At 38.9% G+C, this 24,151-nt stretch carries 19 protein-coding genes; 7 read left to right on the top strand and 12 right to left on the bottom strand.

From position 1 onward, the window contains the following. Window positions 1–222: 222 nt before the first annotated feature. The 6 genes from MSSIT_RS24475 to MSSIT_RS02185 form a co-directional block, all read right to left on the bottom strand. Window positions 223–336 carry a cytochrome P450 gene (locus tag MSSIT_RS24475; RefSeq protein ID WP_231590378.1) on the bottom strand — a complete coding sequence of 38 codons (114 nt, stop codon included), beginning with the start codon at window positions 334–336 and terminating at the stop codon, window positions 223–225. A 92-nt stretch (window positions 337–428) separates the two neighbouring features. Continuing rightward, window positions 429–593, bottom strand: coding sequence for a hypothetical protein (locus MSSIT_RS24470; protein ID WP_231590377.1), 165 nt, complete (start codon window positions 591–593; stop codon window positions 429–431). Between the two features lie 18 nt (window positions 594–611). After that, window positions 612–1,196: a hypothetical protein gene (locus tag MSSIT_RS24465; RefSeq protein WP_231590376.1), complete on the bottom strand. Its 585-nt coding sequence runs from the start codon at window positions 1,194–1,196 to the stop codon at window positions 612–614. Between the two features lie 501 nt (window positions 1,197–1,697). Next, on the bottom strand, window positions 1,698–2,216 hold the full coding sequence (locus MSSIT_RS02195; RefSeq protein ID WP_048169631.1) for a pentapeptide repeat-containing protein: 519 nt from the start codon (window positions 2,214–2,216) through the stop codon (window positions 1,698–1,700). Between the two features lie 748 nt (window positions 2,217–2,964). Then, window positions 2,965–3,888 carry a hypothetical protein gene (locus tag MSSIT_RS02190; protein WP_048169629.1) on the bottom strand — a complete coding sequence of 308 codons (924 nt, stop codon included), beginning with the start codon at window positions 3,886–3,888 and terminating at the stop codon, window positions 2,965–2,967. A gap of 12 nt (window positions 3,889–3,900) precedes the next feature. Next, window positions 3,901–4,638, bottom strand: coding sequence for a DUF6345 domain-containing protein (locus MSSIT_RS02185; RefSeq protein ID WP_048169626.1), 738 nt, complete (start codon window positions 4,636–4,638; stop codon window positions 3,901–3,903). 197 nt (window positions 4,639–4,835) lie between these two features. On the opposite strand from MSSIT_RS02185, the gene MSSIT_RS21045 reads away from it, so the two are divergent. Continuing rightward, a complete protein-coding gene (locus tag MSSIT_RS21045) occupies window positions 4,836–5,378 on the top strand; it encodes a winged helix-turn-helix domain-containing protein (RefSeq protein ID WP_052721482.1) in 543 nt (180 codons plus the stop codon). Between the two features lie 563 nt (window positions 5,379–5,941). Here the strand turns inward: MSSIT_RS21045 and MSSIT_RS02170 are convergent. From MSSIT_RS02170 to MSSIT_RS02160, 3 genes are all read right to left on the bottom strand, one after another. Further along, window positions 5,942–6,733: a hypothetical protein gene (locus tag MSSIT_RS02170; RefSeq protein WP_156158771.1), complete on the bottom strand. Its 792-nt coding sequence runs from the start codon at window positions 6,731–6,733 to the stop codon at window positions 5,942–5,944. Window positions 6,734–6,818: 85 nt separating this feature from the next. Beyond that, on the bottom strand, window positions 6,819–7,061 hold the full coding sequence (locus MSSIT_RS02165; protein WP_048169621.1) for a hypothetical protein: 243 nt from the start codon (window positions 7,059–7,061) through the stop codon (window positions 6,819–6,821). 2,252 nt (window positions 7,062–9,313) lie between these two features. Then, window positions 9,314–9,826 (bottom strand): hypothetical protein, encoded by a 513-nt coding sequence (locus tag MSSIT_RS02160; protein ID WP_052721481.1) that lies wholly within the window; start codon window positions 9,824–9,826, stop codon window positions 9,314–9,316. A 360-nt stretch (window positions 9,827–10,186) separates the two neighbouring features. Between MSSIT_RS02160 and MSSIT_RS02155 the strand changes: the two genes are divergently transcribed. Together MSSIT_RS02155 and MSSIT_RS02150 are read left to right on the top strand one after the other, a co-directional pair. Further along, a complete protein-coding gene (locus MSSIT_RS02155) occupies window positions 10,187–12,469 on the top strand; it encodes a carboxypeptidase regulatory-like domain-containing protein (protein ID WP_231590375.1) in 2,283 nt (760 codons plus the stop codon). Window positions 12,470–12,986: 517 nt separating this feature from the next. Then, complete coding sequence (locus MSSIT_RS02150) at window positions 12,987–13,529, top strand: GrpB family protein (protein ID WP_048169619.1); 543 nt, start codon at window positions 12,987–12,989, stop codon at window positions 13,527–13,529. Between the two features lie 79 nt (window positions 13,530–13,608). Here MSSIT_RS02150 and MSSIT_RS02145 read toward each other — a convergent pair whose 3' ends face one another. Beyond that, window positions 13,609–14,259, bottom strand: coding sequence for a YggS family pyridoxal phosphate-dependent enzyme (locus MSSIT_RS02145; RefSeq protein WP_048169617.1), 651 nt, complete (start codon window positions 14,257–14,259; stop codon window positions 13,609–13,611). A 140-nt stretch (window positions 14,260–14,399) separates the two neighbouring features. Between MSSIT_RS02145 and MSSIT_RS23915 the strand changes: the two genes are divergently transcribed. The 3 genes from MSSIT_RS23915 to MSSIT_RS21040 all read left to right on the top strand — a co-directional run bounded on the left by MSSIT_RS23915 (window position 14,400) and on the right by MSSIT_RS21040 (window position 18,966). Then, window positions 14,400–14,792, top strand: a complete 393-nt coding sequence (locus MSSIT_RS23915) for a hypothetical protein (protein WP_197080327.1) — start codon at window positions 14,400–14,402, stop codon at window positions 14,790–14,792. A gap of 8 nt (window positions 14,793–14,800) precedes the next feature. Then, window positions 14,801–15,091 (top strand): hypothetical protein, encoded by a 291-nt coding sequence (locus MSSIT_RS23910; RefSeq protein WP_197080326.1) that lies wholly within the window; start codon window positions 14,801–14,803, stop codon window positions 15,089–15,091. Between the two features lie 311 nt (window positions 15,092–15,402). Beyond that, complete coding sequence (locus tag MSSIT_RS21040) at window positions 15,403–18,966, top strand: PAS domain S-box protein (RefSeq protein ID WP_052721480.1); 3,564 nt, start codon at window positions 15,403–15,405, stop codon at window positions 18,964–18,966. Between the two features lie 66 nt (window positions 18,967–19,032). On the opposite strand, the gene MSSIT_RS02130 is transcribed toward MSSIT_RS21040, so the two are convergent. Together MSSIT_RS02130 and MSSIT_RS02125 are read right to left on the bottom strand one after the other, a co-directional pair. After that, window positions 19,033–21,594, bottom strand: a complete 2,562-nt coding sequence (locus MSSIT_RS02130) for a PocR ligand-binding domain-containing protein (protein ID WP_048169615.1) — start codon at window positions 21,592–21,594, stop codon at window positions 19,033–19,035. 446 nt (window positions 21,595–22,040) lie between these two features. Continuing rightward, window positions 22,041–22,865, bottom strand: coding sequence for a DUF5050 domain-containing protein (locus MSSIT_RS02125; RefSeq protein ID WP_052721479.1), 825 nt, complete (start codon window positions 22,863–22,865; stop codon window positions 22,041–22,043). 277 nt (window positions 22,866–23,142) lie between these two features. Between MSSIT_RS02125 and ygiD the strand changes: the two genes are divergently transcribed. Then, the gene (ygiD, locus tag MSSIT_RS02120) at window positions 23,143–23,919 is read left to right on the top strand and encodes a 4,5-DOPA-extradiol-dioxygenase (protein ID WP_048169613.1); all 777 of its coding nucleotides are present in this window, start codon (window positions 23,143–23,145) and stop codon (window positions 23,917–23,919) included. The last annotated feature ends 232 nt before the right edge of the window (window positions 23,920–24,151 follow it).

The raw sequence follows: 24,151 nt of genomic DNA, 5'->3' as shown, positions 1-24,151 counted from the left end.
TTACCAAGCGTTGAACCAACAGGTTCTGGATCATTAAGACGCAAATATGTATACCCATTTTGAGTTATGTATCCTTTACAAATTCGAAAATGATTTGGATTTGTAGTCATACTGAAAAATGGTCTCTCATTTTCAATTTCTGATATAGCGTCACTATTAAAAAGCCTAGTAGTTATAGTTCCCGTTTTACCCCATTTTTTATCAGCCCATTCTACAATATCATCAGGTGAGAGCCCAGATGAATATGGGGGGAATCAGGATTCCAAGTCCATAGTCCTTCCCCCATATAGATGGTTTCCTGTGAAGGGGCAGGGTCAGGATTGTGATAGTACACACAAAGCATTCGGATACTGCTGGACCACAAAAAACATCTCGTTCTTGTCCAATACCGTCAATATCAAGTATTTTACCTGTAAATGAACTTCTCACTACTGCATCGTCACTGATATTTGTAATATTTTATCTGTAATATTTTCTTCAGTGACTGCAGCATTAATATTAACTACTTTATTAGCTGCTGCTTGTTCTATAGATTTGGTAATTTCATCACTTTTTTGCCATTCTTTTAAATTGTTTTCCTTTCCATAAGTCAAAATCTTGTCATACAGTGACTATATTCCGGGTTCGGTTTCAGTTGCAGCTTTACCTTTAACCTCATTAAGGGAGTACGCATCTACAAATATCCGGTGTTCAACTCCAGTGGTCTTGTCTTTTACTACAGTCATCGCCCCTACACTTGGATAGCTGTATACAACCAAATTGGTTGATTTGATTTCCCCATCTGAATATTCACTTTTGGCTATTTCTATTGATTTTTTCATGGCTTCAGCCGCTTTATAAGGTTCAGGATCAAATACAATGTCATAGAGTGAAGGGCCCAATGTTTCATCGGCACATATGTCAATTACACCTGTCAATTTTTTTTCTTTGTATACTGAGAATTGATAAAATAATTTCTGACCATTTATGTCGTAAAGTTCAACCGGTTTGGGATCAACAGATGCACCTGTCCAGTTTTCAAAGCCCGGTGCATCGGCTGCTATGAAACTTATCATGTTGGCATTGGCATGCTTAAAAGCTTCCTCAGCAGTTACACTATAATTTGTCTCTTCCTGTGCACTTAATGCCGGCCTTAACGCCATACCAACCAGCATTGCCAAAAAAAATAAATTTATCATAATTTTGTTTTTGATCATTCGTCTGACTCCTAAGTTGTTTTTCCCTTAGGAGGCAGGATCAGGCAAACTTAAATACAGACAAAGCTAACATAATCACTGCCTTTTAGGGTGTATTTTATGGAGTTTGCGTGAACCTGGAACGTACATTTGAACTCCATAAACTCATTTTTATTAGTTCTTTAAAAGTTTTATGGCCAATTCATTTAACAATTCGATTCTCTAACTAATTTGGAGCATATATGTTGCTTTTTAGTCTTTGATTGTTAGAGTATTTGGAGAGAAGATATAAATATGATCATACCGCCATAATTCAAAATCCAATTGTCGTACTGAAAAGAGAAGTTATCCTGGATATTAGTGGGAGAAAATTCATATTAATAATCCTCGACGTATACAGAACGTAGAAGATCATTACAAATAGGACAAGTAATCGGGGCGTTATCCTTCAAGAAAACACACATAAAATTCTACGAATAAAATGTGAAAAAATTCTTCACCAGGAGATGCTAAAAGAGTGGTTTATTCCAGTACAATGTCATAAATGTCTAAAAGGGAAATAACTTCAGGAATAGAAAATACTGTCTTTTTTAGAAAATTTTCATTGGGATTTATATCATAATTTTTTGCATTCTTGAACGATGTAAAGCTAAGGTTCGCTTTTTTAAAGAGACTGTTTTTAAGATCGGAATTCTCAAAATTCGCATTTGTAAGATTAGTATTTACAAAATCACAGTCATATATCTGGCAATTGGTAAAATCCGTATTTTCTAAATTCATATCGGAAAAGACTGACAGGGAAAGAAAAGAATCTTCAAATCCAAAAGCGAGTATAAAGTCATTACATTTTGAAAAATCCAATCCCAGAATTTTGCAGCTTTTGAATCTTATATTCTGAAATTTTGTGTTATCCAGATCGACGTTTGATAAGTTGCAGTTTTCAAAATCACAATCAATAAACCTTGAATCCTTGAAAGATACGTCTGTAAGATCAGTATCTTTAAAGGTTTCTGCTTCAAACTCTTCGTTCTGGTATTCCACGATTTAGACTTATTGTTTCTGACTTATATGATTTTTTCGGCTTTTTGCTATTTCTAGTGGGTAACTTACATTCATCTATTGAATGTCGAAGTAACACATCTAAAATTTATAAGCACTTATGGTTGAAAATCACACTCAAACTTGATGTTTCTCTTTTTGGCAGGACCACTTTTTAACTGAGCAATTGGCTCACTTTTTTCCTGAAACCCGGATATCTCTTGAATTCTCCCCACATTACAGCAAATACAAACCCATTGTCAGAAATCTATAAAGGCACCAGAGCGAGAAACAACGATGGAAGCTATGGGAGTTTTACCAGCAATGGAAATCAAAATACATAGGAGAATATAGAGTGAATCAAAACCCCATTATTTCCAGTGGAGTTTACAGAAATAATCTTAATTCAATATATTATTCAGAAGCTAACGAGATTAGTATGAGAAAACAATTCAGATTCAAACCTGGGCCCGGAAAAATCTCAGGCTAAATTTGGAATAAGGCTAAATTTGGAATATCAGTAAAAGAACAGCAGAAGACATGATGGCACTATGGCAGATGATGATTTTACTATAAATTAGAACGGGAATGAGGTATTTTGGATTACGGAAGCCGTATTAAAGTACATGAAATCTCTGGTTTTGCCTGGAGTTTTGCGAGATTTGATTTCCCTATAAAACACTGACATTTATATCAATATCAAACTCCTGTTAAAAGTCAAAGGGTTCAATATTTAAAAAATAAAGAGAGATTAAATTAATCCCCCTTCGGTGGCGTATACATACCCTTCATACTGTCCTGAATATTTACCATTTGAGTCAATAACATCCCCTTTGAAGATATATACTGGCAGTACATTTGTTTGTTCTTTATCAGCAGGTTCCATCCAGTAGCCAAGTGTTACATTTTTTATGATAACTTTATCGCCATCTGCACGTACTGGTAATACGATATCGTTACCTTCGACCAGATCCGAATATGCCTTTTCAGGAGTTTTGATCTTAATGTTGATATCTGGCATTACATCTCTCCATACTTTGAACATCCCCACGACTCCGTTATTATCACCTATGAATACCTTGAGTTTGCTTCCAGGGCCTACCACCGGAATGCCATTGATCTCTCTCTGGTATCTCACCTGCAGAGTCGTATTATAGCTCTGTATAACTTTGTCAGTCCCCTTTTCGGCAGTTATTTGCTGATCTGCAACAATCTCATTGAACTTTGAGTCTTGAGGCAAGCAGTTTGTTGAGACCAGGAAATCGGTTGCTATTTTTTTTGCGGTCTCATCATCAGGGAGATTTGGTTGCATATCCACTACCGGATCCATTTTTGAAGGAATTACATACCATATAGCACCAGACTTCTCGTAGACAGACAAATGCTTTTCCCCATCAAACATCCCTATTGTTCCGGGATCTGCATTGCTGGGACTGCAATTCACAAAGCCAAATTTGCTGCCGATTTCTGCAACAGATTCTGTAGTCACAATCGAATTCCGTATCGTGTAGATTTTAACAGTGTCATTAATAGACGGGAGAGAGCCTTCAAGTTCATACTGAACACTGCCCCCATCTTTTGTATTTATTACATTGCTTCCAAAATTAGTAGCCTGACCAAATGATAAAACAGCCAATGTTGCCATGATTCCGAGTCCTATTATCAATTTTCTCATTCCAACACACCTTTATCCCATATTATATGTCCAATATGTGTATGAGCTGTCCACGGGAGGGTCAGTAATTACGCTCCCCTGCCCCCAGATATAATCATTTCCACAACTTGAGGTTTCACCGAAAACTTTTGCTGTTACGCCACTCGGTTGATCTACATCCGCCCCATAGAACCATGAATTCTTGACTGTATATGCAACATCGTTTGAACCGTCATCCACAAGATAATTTGCCCAATGAAGTCCCAGATCGGAATCATAGCAGTTTGTTGAAAATCCTAGAATAAGATGCGCCCCATTCAATGAAGACGAAAAATCTCCTGACCCGGCCAGACAACAATCTAAGCCTATCCACTCAAGGTCATAATCCCCCCATTCAGCTTCATCATGGTATACCTTTTCAGTTACAGTTGATACATCCAGTTTATCTGTAGAACCATGACCTGAATAAAGAGCAATATCTACTGCATCAATGTACTGTGAATCTTGGTTGGCTTGCTCGAAATGAGCTGCTTTTGCATTGCTATTTCCTTTATTGAAACTCTTTGTCCAACCCTCATTCCCTAATCTATTGTACAGGCCATTTGCCGAATCATCACAATATGACAGATCTGAATATGGCCATGTATAATCGTTTACCCATTCTACACCTACCTCTGGAGAAGACGCATCACTATCGTCTCCGGTACCTGCAAGCGATACGGAAGACGCAAGCAGGATCAATATTACGGATAAGGTAACCGATGCTGTCATACGACACCATGTTGATCGTATCAATTTCCTCATTATTATTCACCCTTCATCATTAAGATATGTACTTGATTTTTTATCCCCCCAAATAAGTATCAAAGAAAAAATAGTAAATAATGTACTAATATATTCCTTTTTAAGTAACCACCAGGTGACTCAAAAGCATAAGTTTATAAAATGAGATTCACATCTGATATTATGTGTCTGAGAAACTTCATCAAAATAAGTTTAAAGCAAATGATAATGAGATTCTCAAAGCAATATTATCAGACACACGGTTAAAAATTCTTAAAAATCTAAATAAAAGGCGCATGACAGTTGCTGAATTGGTAAATAATGTGGGGGTTCAGAAAAATGCAATATATAAACATCTGGATAAACTCACCAGCGCAGGACTCGTTGATAGAGTAGAAAGCAGTGAGCGTAAGTGGGTATATTACGAACTTACCTCTAAAGGCAAAAAGATAATATCTACCGGCAAATACCAGGTTCTTATATTGTTATCTTCAGGGATTGGTTCTCTAACAATTGGAAGCATTGGAATTGTTTTATACTTCTTAAATGAAGTGCAGTCTCCAAAGACAAAGGGATTGGAGATATCAGGGTTGGATATTGGTATAATATTCATAGCTGTCTCAATGATTCTGTTGCTGGCAGCAAAATTTGTATCAAGACGTCGATGGAAAAAAATCAATCAATGCTTAAAAATTACAGAGAGTCAAACCATAAATACTGAAAACTGAATCAAATTACATGAGACCACTCCACCCTAAACAGGCTGTCCGATAATTATTGATCCCACTTTCCGCAGTATTTTTCGTATATTCATTATTTTTCTTGCTATCGATCTTCTTCTGAGGTGAATTTATCGGGTTTCTGTGCAGGAGTTAAAAATGGCTATACAGTGTGTTCAGAGACCAAAAAATATAGTATTCAATTTTTATCAAATAATTTTGTTTGCTGAATTCAGTTATATCTTTGATATTCAACCATTTATTGAATGCATCCTTAGAAGTTTTCCGAAAATCGTTAAACATCATCCTTTACCAGTTCAGTGTCAATTCCTAAAGTTCGATTCGGAATTTTAAGAGAAAAAATGGTCATGTTTTCTGCAGCATGAGCCTTACCCGGAGGGAGTCCTGAGTTCGAATCTCAGCGAGCCCATTCTTGTTTTTTGATTTCTGATTTTAAGAGCGTATAAAGCTTTTTTTTCGAGCTCAACAATTCTTGACCGTATCACAGAGCCCTGTTTTTTAAACAACTAACGTTTAGACTTTCAGTTCAATAATTTATGGACAGGACCTGATTATGAATACCTAACAAACAACACCAATAGAAGCCCTAGAATGACCATTACCGAAGTAAAGCCAGGTGTTTGGTGTGTTGTAGTTTCACGATCTGTACCCTTTTCATCTTCATCGGGGGATTCTGCTTGTTCCCTTTCATCAGAAACTATCTCTTCGCCTTTATCAGGTGATTCTACCGGTTCTTCTTCATCTAAAATAATCTCTTCACCTTCATTAGGTGATTCTACCGGTTCTTCTTCATCTAAAATAATCTCTTCACCTTCATTAGGTGATTCTGATGGTTCCCCTTCATCTAAAGTTATTGTAGATTTCATAAAAACGACTGGTACTTCACTTATGCCTTCTTGTTCACAGTGGTCACTTATTATTGAATATATTTCATCAATGACAGAATCAGTAACACTTTCGAGAGATTTTTCATCAATAAACACATTTATATATCCGTCATAAAAATAGCCAAAACCATTCAATTGTCCACCATTCGATTTCATGTAGGGCTGAAGTTCATCACTGAAACTATGAATACACTTCTCTGCTTTCTTTTCCCATTCAACTTTTTCATTAGCATCTGTAATTACAGGCATCGTCCCTCGAGTAGTTATGAACCAAGTCTCATTTTTAATTTTCTCAAAAATCTCAGGATCATAATTAAATGTAGGGAACTCTTCATCAGATCCTGAATCATTTAATTGTTCATCATCTGCATTTGCAGAGACAGACAATAAAATTGAAATAAAAATCATAAACATCAGCCATTTACCAATACTATTTATTTTGAACATTAAAATCATACCTTATTAATGAGTCCATGTTTTTAACTACTATTGTTGTATTAATCCCACAAGTTCCCGCTTTAACAAAATTTTGATTGCTGATTCATTTTATATAATCAAAATTTTGAGAAATATAAATCCCATGTGTAACGCACACATGGGATTTATCGAAATCATCTGTTATTTCAGGTATTACACCTCGAGTTTCAATAACGCTTGAGTCATCTTTAAGTTCCACAAAGATACTTGAACCATAATCGGGTAGATAATATCCATCCTCAAAAAAGTTGTCTTCCTGTTGTGCATTAACAGCCGGCCTCAACGCCATACCGACCAGCATTGCCAAAATAAGTATTCCGATTTAAAATTTGTTCTTAGTCATTTGCTTTACTCCTAGTTGTTTTTCCCGAGGAGGCAGAATCAGACAAGCTTAAATACAGACAAACCTAACAGAATCATTGCCTCTTAGGGCAGATTTTATGTAGTTAAGGTGTACCGAGAAATACTTCCAAACTCCATAAACTCATTTTGATTAGTTTTTTAAAAACTTTATGGCCAAATCGTCTAACAATTCGATTTTCAACTAATTTAGAGCTTAGATGTTACTTTTCAATCTTTGATTGTTAAAGAACATGGCGAGAAAGTAAATATATGAGTAGAGTGTCTTAACTCAAGATTTAACCTTTGTACTAAAAAGACCATTTCTTCCAAATATTCATACGAAAAAATCTATATTAATGCCTCGCTACGTATGCAGAACGTAAGAGATCATTACAAATAGGACATAATAATCGAAGCATTACACTTCAAGGAAACTCACATAAAATTCTACAAGTAAAATGTGAAAAAATGGAAGTATCCGGGAGCGATTTCATACCCACTTTCCGCAGTATTTTTCGTATATTCATTATTTTTCTTGCTATCGATTTTCTTCTAATGTGAATTTATCGGGTTTCTGTGCAGGAGTTAAAAATGGCTATACAGTGTGTTCAGATACCAAAAACGTAGTATTCAATTTTTATCAAAATCTCAGTTTGGCTCTATTATTTGGGGATTTTCAAAAAAATACTGCGGAATGTAGGATTGATAGTAATAAAAAGTGTTAAAAAAGCAAATAAAACCTTTAAATCAAAAAAAGGAATTTTTTTATTACTAAAGGTTATTATCGGCTATTGTCGGACAGCTTCCTGAAGGCGGGGTATTCGTAGTCCTCTTATTATTATCTGGGTTTTGAATCTATTGCAATCAATTACCAGTGCAATGATTACTCAAAGTTCTCCTTCTCCTCCTACTAAATTTTCCTTCTCCTTCTACTAAGTTTTCCTTCTCCTTCTACTAAGTTTTCCTTCTCCTTCTACTAAGTTTTCCTTCTCCTTCTACTAAGTTTTCCTTCTCCTTCTACTAAGTTTTGAATCTATTGCAGTCATTACCAGTGAAATTAATGGTCAATTTTTGCGATCCCGGAACATATTAAAAACTATCAGCTATCACCATGAAGCACAAACCAACAATGAGAGTAGCTATTGAAGATATACAAAAAGGAGTAATGGACTACAACACTTTCTAATGTTATCCATCCCGATATAAAGCGGACCAAATTCGAAAATGCTGCTATGAGAGAAAGTGCAAAAGGCACCATCAATTTTTTTCTCTTTTCTTCCGGGACAGAGAGGCAGAATAGTGCAACGGAAATCGAAAAGAAGATATAAATGAAAAACAGGACAGTGGAATTCACTATAGAGTCATTCGGAGACAGAGACTCTAAAATATGCCATTTGTAAAGGATGGGAAAGGTGGCTATGAAAGACTGACCATAAAAGAGGTTAACGGCATAGGGGCTAAATGGATTCATAAACATAAAGTCTCTGAGAAACGTATTTAGAATAAGTCCCAGAAGAAATGGAATTCCCCAATACCATCTGGATGAGATTCTCCTATTATTTTTCATAAAAACTAAAAGTCCGGCTGCAGGAAGAAACAGTGAAAGGAGGTACAACATCAGGAGATTTATAAACTCCCGATAAGGCATATGCAGTGTAATAAAATTACAAATAATGAATTCGATCCACATAACTAAAAAAGTGAGTGATATCATGAACAATGAAACTCTTGTCTAACGTATTGATATTCGATTCATTAGTATAGGCTCCAAGGTGTCGATAACACACACAGTCGAAAGAACTCACGTCTTTTAGGGCAAATATTATGTCGTTCGAGTAATCCGAAAAGTACTTTTAAACACTACAAATTTCTCCCTGTTATTCCTTATAAGTTTTCTGACCATTTCATCTAACTATCTGTATTTCAACCCATTTTGAATCTGTAATTTTTCTTATACTTTTGATTGCTGGAGACTTTGGCTGAAACTTATTTGTATTCTTCATATCCCTGGAAATAATAATATCCAGAACACCTACGTCCTTGATACCTACAGACAGTAAAAAAGAGACAGGGTATAATTTTTACAAAAAGAGACTAACAAAAAGAAACATAGCATTTTAACCGAGTCTCATCCTTTACAAGCAATAACACAGTATTTTCCCCAATAACGATTAAAAAGTGAATTTAAGAAACCTTATTCAGTTGAGATCATCAGATTCATGGAACAGCAATGCTTAGATCCAATGAACCATCGCGATGCGCATCTATATCGATATATAAGATCGCTACATCACTCAAATCTCCGAGGACAACCTCAGTTTCTGTAGTATTGCTATCCAATGTAACTTCAATGCGTGTCCTATCTGCTAATCCAACAGAGGATTCGCTTTTTATTTGTTCATCAGGAGCCAGAATATATGATTTGTTGAATATAGAGGTATTTTTTAAGTCAAATAATTCTACAGTGACTTCATGATTTATATTTCCGTGATTGTTTATGATATACAGAGTATAGCCTTCTTTTTTGTCAGAAGGAAAATTACTTTCATTTTGAGCAGCTGTTTGTTCAGTTGTCTGAACTGGTGCAGGAGGTTCTGTGGACTGTTCAATTGACGATGTTTTTTCAGTAAGATTTGCCTCTGAAGGAGTATCTGCAGAATCTGTGCACCCGGCTGCTATAAGCGCCAGGGATAGACAGGCAATTGTGGCAATCAATTGTGAAGATTTCATAAAGATGTCAACGTCTCAGAAGTATTAGAAATTTGCATTGAATAAGAAATTTGCATTGAATATTCTGAAGCTTTTTTATCTTTTCAAAATGGGATCATTTACATTTCTAAAATTGAAATTCGAGATTTAGGACTACGAAAGGGCGATTAGCTCAAATACTTATAGAAGTACAGTACATTAACATTTGGGGAAAGTTAAGAAGGAGACAACAAATAATGTTGATATGGCACTTCAAATCAAGTAATGAATTTTCTTTGATTGTAACTAATTTTGAAATTTGTCTTTAGTTTTGATAATAAAAAAGGAAGTAGATATAAAAAATAGAATTGGGTTCGCCTATCAGAGAGGTTATTAATAAGCATGAAATCTAAAAATCTTTTTATCTCTTTCCTTATATCCATCTGCTTTTTTTCAACAAATTGTTCAGGTACAGTTATCAATGTAGGTCCGGGAACGTACTTTAGCCCTGCAGGTTCAGACGACCAGAAGGTTATTAACGCTGCCATAGAATCAGCAAATTCGGGTGACACTGTACAGCTTGCATCGACCACGTTTCACATAAGTTCCCCCATAATCATGAAATCAGGGGTAACCCTTAATGGAAATGGGATTGGGGCAACCGTTATCTACTGTGACGAGCCGAGCTCTAATTTTGCAACTCAAAATATTATTCATTGCGAAGGTGTTTCAGATATTGAAATCTCGAATTTCTTAATTGATGGCGGTTGGGAGTCTTTAAGCATAATGCATGCCGCAAGCAACAGGTATAGGGAGTATGAAAAAGGAGTTTATTTACGTGGCTGTTCAAATGTAGCTGTTCATGACTTAAAAATGCAATACAGTATGGGAGACTTTATTTACTGTAGTAGAAATACGAACAATGTTCAGGTTTATAATACAGTATGCAAACCCGGGCATGACAGTTTTGATGCATGGTCAGCCGGGGATGGAATTTCGATATATAATAATTGCTGGGGCACTTTTATAAATTCTTGCATTAAAATTCATAATACGAAAAACGTTCAAATTTACAAAAATACTTTCTACACTGATACCGGTTCAGGGAATGCCGGTGTAGAAGTAATGGGAGGGGATGTAACAGGCCTTAATATTCATAATAACATATTTTCTACACTTCGACTAAATACAATTTATCAAGACCTGGCTGATGGGGCCAGTTCAGGCAGCGGGACCGTTTCAAACAATATATTCTATAACAGCCCCGCATATAATGGAATTGGCGGGCTGGATATTGTATCAACTGGCAATATTGTAACCAGCTCCTATTCATGCTCCAGGGGGACGGGAGATTACGGGTATGTTGCAGACAATGGCACAAGGAATTTGCCTGTCTACGATGGTTCTGTTATACCTTCCGTTACTTTTCCAGCTGATGACAGTACGATTTCAACGGTTAACGGATACGTAAGCATAAGCTGGTCATATTTAAATGCAACAAGTTATTCTATCAATGTATATAACAGTGCATCACAATTCGATTCTTCTCACTTGATATACAGTCTTAACACTTCACAAACATCTGCAAATGTACCGATAAGCTCCACCGGGACGTATGCTATAAAAATCGGGGCACATGATGACGTTCATAATTCATGGGTATATAACAGTCCCGTAAGTTACTTCACCGTAAATGGAAAAAAATCGGCTACAGTTTATTCCGGGGTATACGGATACTTAACAGATGCAGCTACAGGTCAACCTGTTCAGAGTGCTGTAATAACATTATCAAATGATCAGGAGGATTGTACTCAAATTACTGATGTTGACGGACTTTACCAGTTCACCGTAAACAATGGAGAAGGCACTTATTGTTTAACCGCTTCAGCAACAGGCTATCATAACAGTCCTGAATTACCGGTAAATATGACAGGTATAAACACAGAAATAAATTTGAAAATGGTTAAAACCCCTGATTATTCAGAACCACACTATGTACAATTATGTGTTTGTACTGATTCAAACGAGAGTGTTCCCGGATGTGAAATTCGGATTTATGCACCAAACAATGACCCGGATAATGAAAAACCGAATTTTTGTGCCTGGACAAATAATGACGGAAGAGCAACTTTCCATTTGACTCGGGATGTCACATATAAAATTGTAACAATTACTCTGGGCGGTCAAAAGTACACCAGCACATTGACCCCGAATCTGGATCAACATACTATTACAATACCTTCAGGTGACACAGCTGCAATACCTCCAATGCAGACTGTGATCAGTACAAATTGTACATATAAACAGATAAACAATACTGCCGCTTATATTAATGCAAGCTATTATGATTCGTCATCACAATCCAGCGACCTAATTTTTGTACTGGGTACTATGAGTGAGGGAAAAACATTTGTACCTCTTGGAATCTCAGGCACCAATGACAACGTAAGTAACCCTGTAGGAGTGATAACTGACTCTTTTATAGTCACTGACTGTTCCGGAAAAACGTACACTGTCAAAATTAGTGTGCAGTCTCAAACTTATGGTACTGTGTATGAAACTGTTAATGTAACGGTTCCGGGCAGTAATGTGCCGGATGTAGGGTCTACTTATAGGAGTTATTTCTGTGTTTTAATCTTAATTATTACAGGACTTTTATTATCAAAGACTCGTAAGGCGCATTAATCTCTGCACCTTATTCCGGATTTTTCATTTTATGGGACAGTGTTCCAGGGATTTGATTCCTCATTTAATGAAAAAGAAATCTACCGCATTTGACCGGTCAATAACGATGCATACGTCACATGTTCCAGCCATCACACAGCGGAGGTCCTGAGTTCGAATCTCAGCGGGCCTATTTTTCGATTTTGTCTTTATTATCTTCTTTTTCGACTCTAAAAACGTATAGAGCTTTTTTTCTAATGCTTCGATTCTTTCCTCAAGGTCAGATTGTACTTCCGGTTGTACAACTCTATTTTGTCACAGATGGATTGGATTTTTATAGAGGAGATCCTTTGCATGTATATGGAGTAGTAAAGGAGTTACCAAAAACAGGATTTCCAACGGCGTCAGCAAAACATTTTACCAATCTGTTTTTTCCAAGCCACACATCAACATAGTCATCCTGGAAAAGGAGTAAAAACTAACAGGTTTCTAAACGGCATACAGGCTAATAATTTAAGAAAGTGAGTGTGTAATATCCATGTCAATTGGTTTAAAGAGAAATACTGTTGTTCTGGAAAGCTTTTCCCCCGAATGGGAGGAGTATTTCGAGTTAGAAAAAGAAAGGATACTGGGAGCAATAAAAGAGAATATAATTTCAATAGAGCATATAGGCAGTACCTCAATTAAAAACTCCGTTGCAAAACCAATTATTGATATATGCATCGGGATAGGCGGTTACCCCACAGGCTTTGAATGTGTGAAAAAACTTGAAAGCCTTGGATATAAATATCTGGGGGAATACGGAGTAGAGGGCAGACATTATTTTCGAACGGATTCCGACTGTGTGAAAGTACATATTCATATGTTTGATGCGAAGTCTGACCAGTATTTAAATCATATATTATTTAGAGATTATTTGAACTGTCATCCGGAAGATTTACAAAAATACAACGAACTTAAAGAACAATTGAAAGGAAAAATGATATCCCGTGAAGAATATACCAGACAAAAAGAACCGTTAATAAATGAAATACTTACTAAAGCAAAAAGATGGAAAATTCGTGAAGATATTGAGTATTAAATTAACCTTATGCCGGAAACAAAATAAAGATAAAAAAAGTAATATACACTGTGCCACTATTTATCACAAAGCAGCACTTTTAGTACTCCCTCTTCCCGAATATGGCAGAACCCACACGTACCATCGTGGCTCCTTCCTCGATGGCAATCCTGTAGTCACCGGACATGCCCATGGATAGCGTCCTGATATCGATGTTATCCCCGTTTTCCTGCTTCATTTCATCAAAAAGGGCCTTCATCTTCCTGAAATAGTAACGGGTTTGTTCAGGGGGTACGAAAGGAGGGATGCACATGAGACCTTCCACACGAACATTCCTTAAAGAGAGGATCTCTGTTATTGCGTTTTTTAGCTCATCAGGTCCGAATCCGTATTTTTGTGGTTCGTTGCCGATGTTAACCTGAAGATAGACTTTCTGTACTTTGTCAAGATCCCTGGCTCTCCTGTCAATATTCCTTATTACCTTCAGGGAGTCAATTGACTGAATAACATCAAATAGATCTACGGCTTTTTTGATTTTGTTTGTCTGTAGATGGCCTATAAGGTGTGTCTCACAGGGCAGTATATCATCACGTTTGTCCTCGTACTCCTGAACCCTGTTCTCTCCAATGATAATGGCTCCGGCCCGAATGGCTTCGTTTATCCTTTCAGGTTCAATCATCTTGGTGACGCAAACCAGTGTTGCGCATCCAATCTCCTCAAGGATCAACTTTGTATTTTCATAAACTGGCATTGCTGTCCCTAAAACTGTTTTTATTCAAAAGTAGTTGTATTTAAATGATTCCAATTATAGCTTATGATATTATAATAAGATCTAATTTACAATGGTTGATCCCCTGGAAAGTAACAAAAGCGATGAAACGGTGTTGAACGATGGAACAGGAAGGTTTCACCAGCCAACATCGAATGCTGGGAAGAGCTGCAGCCTTTGCCGTATTCCTCCTCTTGATAGCATACACGGTTACGCTGGTTCCTGGATTCCTCTCACTCAAGTCACCCCCGGACTCGATCGGTGATCCTTATCTCTCCATATTAGAGCTGCTTATCATTGTGATAGCGCCATTGATGGTTATTGTCGTGATTGCGATTCATGCTTATGCCTCTCCCGAGACTAAAGCGTATAGCCTGACAGCGCGTGCATTTATGATCATCATGGCGAGTATTACCTGTACTGTTCACTTCGTTATCCTTACCGTAAGTCGGCAGATAGAGTCTGCAGGATTCCCGTGGGTTTCACTTTTCTTTTCCTTTAATGGCCGTCTGTAGCTTATGCAATGGACATACTCGCACGGGACTTTTTCTTTGCCCTCTCGATGCTCTTTGCGGTACCTGTATTCAAGGTGGGACGGCTTGAGAAAACTGTTCGGATTCTTATGATTGTCAGCGGTTTACTGAGTCTTGCGGGGTTAATCGGGGTGCCGCTTGCAGATATGAATATCCGAAATATCGGGATCCTGGGCTACACCGGGGTTTCTATGTTTGTATTTCTGCTACTGGGAATAACTTTCGGGCGTTCCGGGACCCGGGGCAATATTGATCAGTTTGCAGTTTCGGAGCTGCACTAAATAAAATATTTATATAAAGTTGTAGAGGGCTTTTCCACAGTCCTGTAGAATTGTTCATCCTGCAGGTGCATTTACAATCTACCATCATATGAATAATTATGAATACAAAAGGCACACGGATAATAAGGATGGTCAATAAAGAAAATCAGTTAGAAGAGGCAAATTATGATGAAGGAAGACATCCCCTGATCTGAAGAGCTCAAATTTGGAAACAAAATAACTTCACAAATTATAAATATTGCATTATACAGAATAGCGGTGAGAATTTATTACAATATATGAAATGTTGATCAAGGGGACTTGTAAAAAATATGACTGCAGAGTACTACAGCCGTGCCGCTGAGCCTTCCGGCCTGACGGGAAAAAATCACGAAGGTTTTGAAAACCTCGTTGATGAACTGCCCCTTGGCTTACTTTCATGTGACAGGGAAGGAAACATTACCGCACTGAACGATTGCCTGCTGAGCCTGCTGGGGTTTCCCTCCGCTGATTTTACAAAAAAACTTAGTATACTGACCTTTCCACCTCTGGTTGAATGTGGCGTGTCTTCCGCTGTTAAAGATACACTTAAAACAGGCAGGAACTCTTCGATAGAATCGGTTTATCGATCGGTCTGGAAAAAGGAACTTATTCTGAGTTTCAAAACATTTCCCCGGAAGGATGAAAACGGATTCGTTTACGGATGCTATACCATTATTGAAGACCTTACTGCTAAAAAAAGAGAAAAGGACGAACTTGAACAAAGTAAACTCAGGGACAAACTGATATCACAGATATCTGATCGTTTTATAAATAGTAACTTTAAGGATATTGACGGGGACATCAATAAGACCCTGCAGGACCTGGAAGATTTCTTAGGTGCGGATCATGCAACTCTTTTCAGCATTGTGGAAAACCAGAACTGCATCATCAAAACATATGAATGGTATACAGACGGTGTAAAATCCAGAATACCACTCAATAAGAAATGGGATGCGGAAAAGGTTATATTTGAAAAACTTGAGAGTTTACAGCTTTTCAATATCCCTGATGTTGAGAAACTCCCAAAAGAAAAAGAATATTTGAAAAAGATGCTGCAGGAACTGGGAATAAAATCCATTGCGATTGTCCCCCTTTCATATGACGGTGTTTTCAAAAGTTTCCTTGTAGTCGATTCCAAAAGTAAAAGACGCAGCTGGGACGATAAAGAACTCAATGTCCTGAAGATTGCCGGAAACATAATAGCAAACATCCTCGAACGTAAAAATGCAGAAGCTTTACTCCTTAAAATGGAAAAGGAGTATGAAGGGGTTGTTAACTCCCTGAATGCAATAATCTGGAAAGCTATTTTTGATAAAGAAGGAAATGCACTGAGTACATATATTTCCAAACCTGTGGATAAAGTACTTGGACTCCCGGCTGGCACCATAGGAAATGACTGGGATAAGTTTTTTGCGCACATCCACCCGGAAGACATGGAAAAATTGAGAGCAGTATTAAAACAGGCATTTAATCAACCCGATATCCCTGCCTGTATAGACTACAGGCTGGTCTCTGATGATGGAGACACTGTCTGGATAAGTACCACGGGGTCCTGTCACAACCTTAATGATGGGAACATGCTTGCATACGGGACATCAGTGAACATCACCGAGAGGAAAATGACTGAGGAGGAAGTCATTCGAAGTGAGAAGCGGTACAGGTCCCTCGTAGAACAATTAAGCGATACTATTTTTATAAACACTCTCGAAGGACAGATACTGGAAGTAAACGAGAGTGCCTCTAAAATGCTCGGATACCCGAAGGCAAAATTACAAGAAATGAATGTCTGCGATCTGTTGATTCCGGAGCGTCAAAAAAACGGGCAGGAGGCGATGAAAAAGCTGAAAGTCGAGGGGGCTGTAAGGGGGGATACCAGATATCTCACTGGAAATGGGGATATCATCGATGTAGAGATAAATGCCCGGCATCTGAGAGGATATCATAACTTAGCCCAGGCGGTTGTAAGAGACATTACACAGCGTAAACGGACAGAAAATAAACTGCGTGAAAGTGAGGCTCTTCTTAGCGAAGTAGGAAAAATAGCCAGAATTGGAGGATGGGAGCTCGATGTAGTTTCCGGAGTGGTCACATGGACACCTGAAGTTGCAAGGATTCATGGAAAAGAGGAGTCCCTCAATCCAGGCGAGAATGAACTGAGCAGTTTTCCCCCAGAATCAAGAGAGGTCTTTAAAAAAGCAATTAAAAATGCTGTTGAAAAAGGTGAATCATACGATCACGAACTGGAACTTGTCTCTGCAAAAGGCAAACATAAATGGGTCAGGGCAATTGGCCGTCCTGTAATAAAAGATGGGAAAGCCATAAAATTAATCGGCGCTCTGCAGGACATCACAGAACGCAGAGAAGCCCAGGAAGAACTGAAACGCAATGAAGAAATGTACAGGGCACTCTTCGAACAATCAAATGACGCAATATTCCTGAATCGGCTCGATGGCCGGATAGTGGATGTAAATGAAAAAACATGTGAGATGTTCGGGTACACAAAGAAAGAATTGCAAACTATGAACGTGAGAGACCTCCTGGCTCCTGATTCTAGAGATACATGTACTCTGCAAATGGAAAAATTCATGAAAAAGAAGTTTTTCCGCGTCTATACAGTGTACAGAAAGACAAATGACGAAATTTTCGATGCAGAAGTCAGTTCCAAAGTATTAGAGGGATACAAGGACCTTGCCCTGACCATAGTTAAAGATATCAGTGAACAGAAGAGAGCAAAAGAAAAGATAGAAAAAAGTGAGATGAAGTACCGGAGTCTTTTTGAGAAATCAAACGACTTCATAATAATCCACGACTTTAACGGAAGGATACTCGAAGTAAACAAAATGACCTGTGAAGTATTCGGTTATAGTGAAAATGAACTGAAACAAAAATCAATATTGGAACTGCTTTTGCCGGATGGGAGGAAAAAAGCCCTATCCGAAATTATGAAAGTAAGGAAAACAGGCTCCACACGTAAGGAAACCAGAATGATAAGATCGGACGGAACGGTTATTTTCACGGACATTAGTGCTTCACTACTCCAGGCACAAGATAACAGCATTCAGGCCGTGGGAAGGGACATAAGCGACCGTGTACGGGTGGAGGCAGCTATGCTCAGTGCCAGGATAGAAGCCGAAACTGCCAGCCGTACAAAGAGCGAGTTCCTCGCCAACATGAGTCATGAACTGCGGACACCTCTGAATTCCATTATCGGTTTTTCGGACGTCCTGATCGAGAGAATTTTTGGGGAACTCAACGGAAAACAGCTGAAGTACGTTAAGAACATCTCTGCAAGCGGAAAACACCTTCTGGGACTTATAAACGAGATTCTGGACCTCTCTAAAGTGGAAGCAGGAAAAATGGAACTTCACTACAGTGAATTTACTGTTGACTCGGTTTTTGAAGAGGTGAAGGCCACGCTTTCCCCCCTTGCCCAGGCCAAGTCCCTTGAAATAGACTTTGAAGTGGAACCGGATTTAAGAGAGATTAAAGCTGACAGAGACCGACTTATCCAGATCCTCTACAATCTTGTAAGCAATGCGATCAAGTTTACCCCGAAAGGGGGAAGGGTTTCTGTCTACTGTAAAAAGAGAGGCAGCAGAGTTCATTTTTCCGTAACGGATACCGGAATAGGGATTTCTCCCGAGGACCAGAAAAAACTTTTCTGGCCCTTTACGCAGATAGATTCTTCATGCGCCAGAGAGTACTGCGGGGCAGGGCTCGGGCTTGCTCTGGTGAAGGAACTTGTGAAACTTCACAGCGGGACTATTAGAGTTGAAAGTGAAGTTGGGAAAGGGAGCAGCTTCACATTTGAATTACCCGTGGATAACGAAGAAGATATCAAATTGGAATTTTAATTCAAAAAGCTTCACCGATATAACCCAATATTATACACCTTACATGTTCCGTTCGAATAACAGGGCTCATGTTTCCGGATTTCGGAACCAGATAGTGAATTTTGTTCCGGAATCCATTTTGAGTTCTATATAACCATCTATTTGCTCAACAAGCAGGTTTACAAGCTGGAGTCCGAGAGAATCCGTATTTGGGAACTTTATTTCTTCGGGAATGCCTTTTCCGTTATCCGCTACGGTGAGTATGTAATGCAAGTTATTCTTACCTGTACAGGAAGGGCAGGGGCCGGGGATATAATCGTTTGCAGTAAAACTTTCTTTTTTGCAGAGACTGATATGGATTTCACCTGATTTTTCGGCGGAGAAGGCATGCTTCAGAGAATTTGAGATGAGCTCGTTCACGATAATGCCAAGAGGTATTGCAATATCCAAATCAAGATGAATCTTCTCAAGGTCAAGCTTCAGGCTGATACCACTATTTCCAAGATTATATGAGTCGAAAAGATCTGCAGCCAGCTTCTGAAGATAGGCTGCAAAATCAAGTGTGTCCAGCTCTTTTCCTTTATAGAGTTCTTCATGAATCAGGGCCATTGAAGCCACACGATTCTGGCTTTCCCGGAAAGATTCAAGCATTTTTTCATCCCCGAATTTCTCAGCTTCGAGGCTGAGGAGAGATGAGATTACCTGCAGGTTATTCTTGATCCTGTGGTGGATTTCTTTTATGTGGGTTTCCTGGATTTTTTCAAGAGCTTCTTCAGCTTTTTTGCGCTCGGTAATATCCTGAACTGTCCCTCTCATTTTAATAGAGTTATTTTCTTCGTTAAAAATGACTTCACCCTGTGCATGAACCACACGTTCTGTTCCGTCAGCTGAAATTATCCTGTAGTCAATTTCATAGGGTTCTCCATTTAAAGCTCTTTTAACGGCATTATTCATATAGTCCCGATCGTCAGGATGTATGTAATTCAAAGCTTCACTGTAAGGTAAGCCAAATTTTCGGGGTGTAAGCCCAAAAATTCGATACAATTCATCAGACCAGTAAGACCTGTTAGTTAAAGTGTCCCATTCCCAATTTCCAATATGAGCCATTCTTTGAGCTTCGGAAAGGCTTTTTTCGCTTTCCTTCAATGAGTTGTAAGCTTTCTCAAGCTGTCCTGTGCGCTCTTCAACCAAATTTTCTAAATTATCATGTGCTTTTTTTAGAGCTTTCTCTGCCTTTTTAAGTTCTGTGATATCACGCGCAGCAGCAAAGACCCCGATAACCTTGCCGGATTCATCCTTATAAACCGAAGCATTATATAGAACAGGAGTTGTATGTCCATCTTTATGCTGAATCTCAAGAGGATAATCCCGTACCAATCCTTTCTGGAAAACACGCTGATAACCCTCTTTGGCTTTTTCAGGCTCAGTAAAATAGTCCGAGAAATCTGTACCTATAAGTTCATCGCGAGAATAGCCGGTAGCTATTTCGGTGGAATTATTGACATCGGTTATTTTTCCGTCTGACCCGATGGTTACAAGAGGGTCCAGACTGGCTTCAATCAAACTGCGATTATAAATATTTGATAATCTGAGAGCTTCTTCTGCTCTTTTGCGCTCGGTGATGTCCTGCGTTATACCAAAGCCGGCAATCAGCGATCCGTCCCTGTCAAATTCAAGATAAGCTTTTTCACGTACCCACTTTACCTTATCATCCGCGATAATGCGGTGCTCGATGTCGTATGGTTTGCCCTCCATCCCCTCCTTCCATTCCCCATCCACATATTCCCTATCATCCGGATGAATCGTTGAGAGAAAAGTTTCATAGGTCAGAGGGGTACCTTTTGGGATGCCAAAAATACGGTGATTTTCATCGGACCATGTCAATACATTATTACATAAATCCAGGCGCCAGCTCCCGATATTTCCCACTTCCTGGGCGCGGTCGAAATCCTCCCTGGTCTTCTGCAGCACATTTACCAGGACGTCGCGTTCCTCCAGCAACTGAGCCAGCTTGATATTACTGTAACTTAGTTGTGAGAGCATGTTGGCAAATGTCATGAAAAAGGCCATACCCGTGTCCACAGATTCCCTGCTTAACCTTGGAACTTTTTCAAGCGCTGCTATGTATTCTTCCTCGTTGAAGCCATATTTCCTGGCCTGGGCCCGGAAAAACTCATAGTTCAGAGGCTCGTCATCAAAAAAAAACTGCCCTGCAAAGACATAGCCGACATGATGGTACCCCACCATGATGGGAGTCACTGCATCCCACATATTATTCTTGCACCTGTAGAACTTAAACTCGCCAGGGGCAACACCTGAGGATAGATTTATATCGCTTTCTACACAGTGCCTGCAGGTTACGGGATGAACCCTGTGGAATTTGGTACAGATATCCTGCCATCCAGCACCTGCCAGAACATTGCCTTTGAGGTCGTTTAAGCCTATGGGAATATGAGTAAGTTTATAGAAATTATCCAGCAGAGGCTGGATAGCCTGTACATCAATAATCTCGGCCAGTTCCAGGTTCTCTACCGCCCGAGCAGGCGAGAGACCTTTCTCCAACTTCAGCCTGAAACGCTGTTCATTCTGGTTCAGAACGTCGTCTACTAGCTTTTTATCTATACCGGAATTTCGCAGGTTTTTCCTCATTTCATACCTTCCCCGACCGGAGAAAATTCATTTCGTTTTTCGCTTCAAATAGGACAGGTCCGGTCATCTGTTTCCCAGGGAAATCATACCTGCTTGCGATTGATATCGTAATTATATATAAATTTTTATATAACAGAGCACATATTAAGTTGGTAAGGAAATTGCTGAGTTTAAAGTTATTGCAATAAGTGGTATATGTTTTCGATTTATACTGAAAAACAGGAACTTCCTTTGTTCAGGTTTGAAGGTATGGATAGAAGGCAAAGTTTTGTGAATTTAATTAAATTAAATTCTCTGACGTACCGCTCAAAAAAGATTATCACTCACAATTGTTTCCTAAAAAAAGTTATCATTCACCGTTCTTTTCTAAAAAAGAAGATAATAGTGGAAGTAGTTACCGAATTAGATCAATAACTCTCCGATACCTGACTGTAATTCACCATGTTTTATCTTCTCCACTGCAAGAACACAGCAAGCAAACCAACGACACTATACACAATTTCAAACCCAGAAGTGTTTTTGCTTATGCTTCCTTCCCCTTCCGGTTCCGGTTCAACCTCTGATCCCAGTTCCGGTTCAACTTCTGACCTTATTTCTGGTTCTACTTCTGACCCTGCATCCTCCCCTGAGACCGTGCACATGTAAATGTCATTGTTCCCATTGCGTTGATCCCGCCAGACGATCATGTTTCCCCAGATATCAAGCTCTCCCCACTGGTTTGATTCGTTGGTCGTGATCTGAGTTTCCGTGGAGGAGGAAAAGTCGTAAAGGTAGATATCCAGATTTTCCCACCCTTCACGGTAGTCAATCCACACTATCCTGTCCCCGTAGAGAGCAGACCCGGATTCAACGGATCCGCTTGTGGTTATTTGAGATTCGGTAGAAGTGGAAAGATCGTACATGTAGATGTCAGCTTTTCCATTACGGGCATCGGTCCAGATTATTCTGTCCCCGTAGATGGCAGGAAAGTACTGGGCTGCAGGGTCAGTGGTGATTTGAGTCTCCCTGGAAGTTGAGAGATCGTACATGTAGATGTCCCAGTTCTTCCCATTGCGCAGATCCTGCCACACCACCCTGTCCCCGTAGATTGAAGGGTAGGCCTCATCCGAACTATTTGTGGTTAGCTGAGTCTCCTTTATGGTCAGCCGGTTACTGTGCAGAGAAAACCCCAGCGCCACAGGTAAGGTGGAAATAAACAGAACTAAAAGCAGAACTGTTGAAGCTAAAAGAATTAAGTACCGATCTAAATACCGATCTTCCCTATTTACCATTCACCATTCCCTCAACAATCCAATATTTGAACTTCAGGTAATTTTAAATGTTTTCATTGGACTTCAGATTTTGAGAAAGTACCATAGATTAGGACTAGTTTTAAGGGACAAGAAGAGGAACGAAGATTTTTGAAATAAAAAAATTGGTATTAACATTCTCGGCCATTGATGACATCTAACCCTGAAAGCAAAAATATCCGAATCAGATGTACTTTATTTTATACCACAAATACGTATACTATAATAAGCAAAAAATAATTAAATCGGGGTCAAAAACATGGAAAAAGTGATTCCAGTCCTGTTTATAGGTCATGGTTCTCCTATGAATGCCATCGAAGAAAATGAGTTTACAGAAAGCTGGAGAGAGATTTCCGAAAAAATTCCCAAGCCTAAAGCAATCCTGGCAATATCCGCACACTATGAGAGAGAGGATAGCAGTGTTACTTCAAACGAGAAACCGAGAACAATCCACGATTTTTATGGGTTCCCAAAGGAATTATACGACCTGAAATATGATTGCTCAGGCTCAAAGGAACTAATTACAGAAGTAAAAAACCTGGCTCAGGAGGTTAATTTAGACAGCAGATGGGGCATTGACCACGGAGTCTGGTGCGTACTTTCGAAGATGTATTCTGATGCTGATATCCCGGTAGCCGAACTAAGCATAAATCGAAAACTCAGTATGCAGCAGCACTATGATCTGGCAAGGAAACTCTGCAAATTAAGAGAAGAGGGGATTCTTATCTTCTGCACCGGAAACGTAGTGCATAACCTCATGCTGGCAAGAATGTCCGAAACTCCATATAAATGGGCAACGAGTTTTGATGAAAAAGTGAAAAAATACGTTACAGCCAGAGACGACCTGAAGCTGGTCAATTATGAATCACTCGGGGAAGATGCATTATTGTCCGTCAATTCCGCCGAACATTATATCCCTTTAGTCTACGCTCTTGGCGCAACAGATAAAAAAGAAAGTGTCAGCTTTTTTTGCGAAAAGATAGTTTTTGCATCAGTTTCCATGCGCTGTATATTGTTTGAGGCTAAAAATGGATGAAAAAGCTTGGAATTTTCTAGCAGAGCCTTTATACGGCTAGGTTCATGAGTTTGAATATCATCGGCCCACCACAATCTCATCATACTCATGTAGACAAACATCCCGATAGCGATGGAATCTATTAAAGAGACATTACATTGTAAACACGGAAATCCAGGATCTCCTGGGCATTTGCCACGCATTGCCATTTACTTATTTTTTATATTATTGAGCTAAATAATAGGGTTGAATA

Source organism: Methanosarcina siciliae T4/M (genome assembly GCF_000970085.1).
Taxonomy (GTDB): domain Archaea; phylum Halobacteriota; class Methanosarcinia; order Methanosarcinales; family Methanosarcinaceae; genus Methanosarcina; species Methanosarcina siciliae.
The sequence above is the reverse complement of the archived record's forward strand: the minus strand, read 5'-3'. Positions and strand labels throughout refer to the sequence as shown.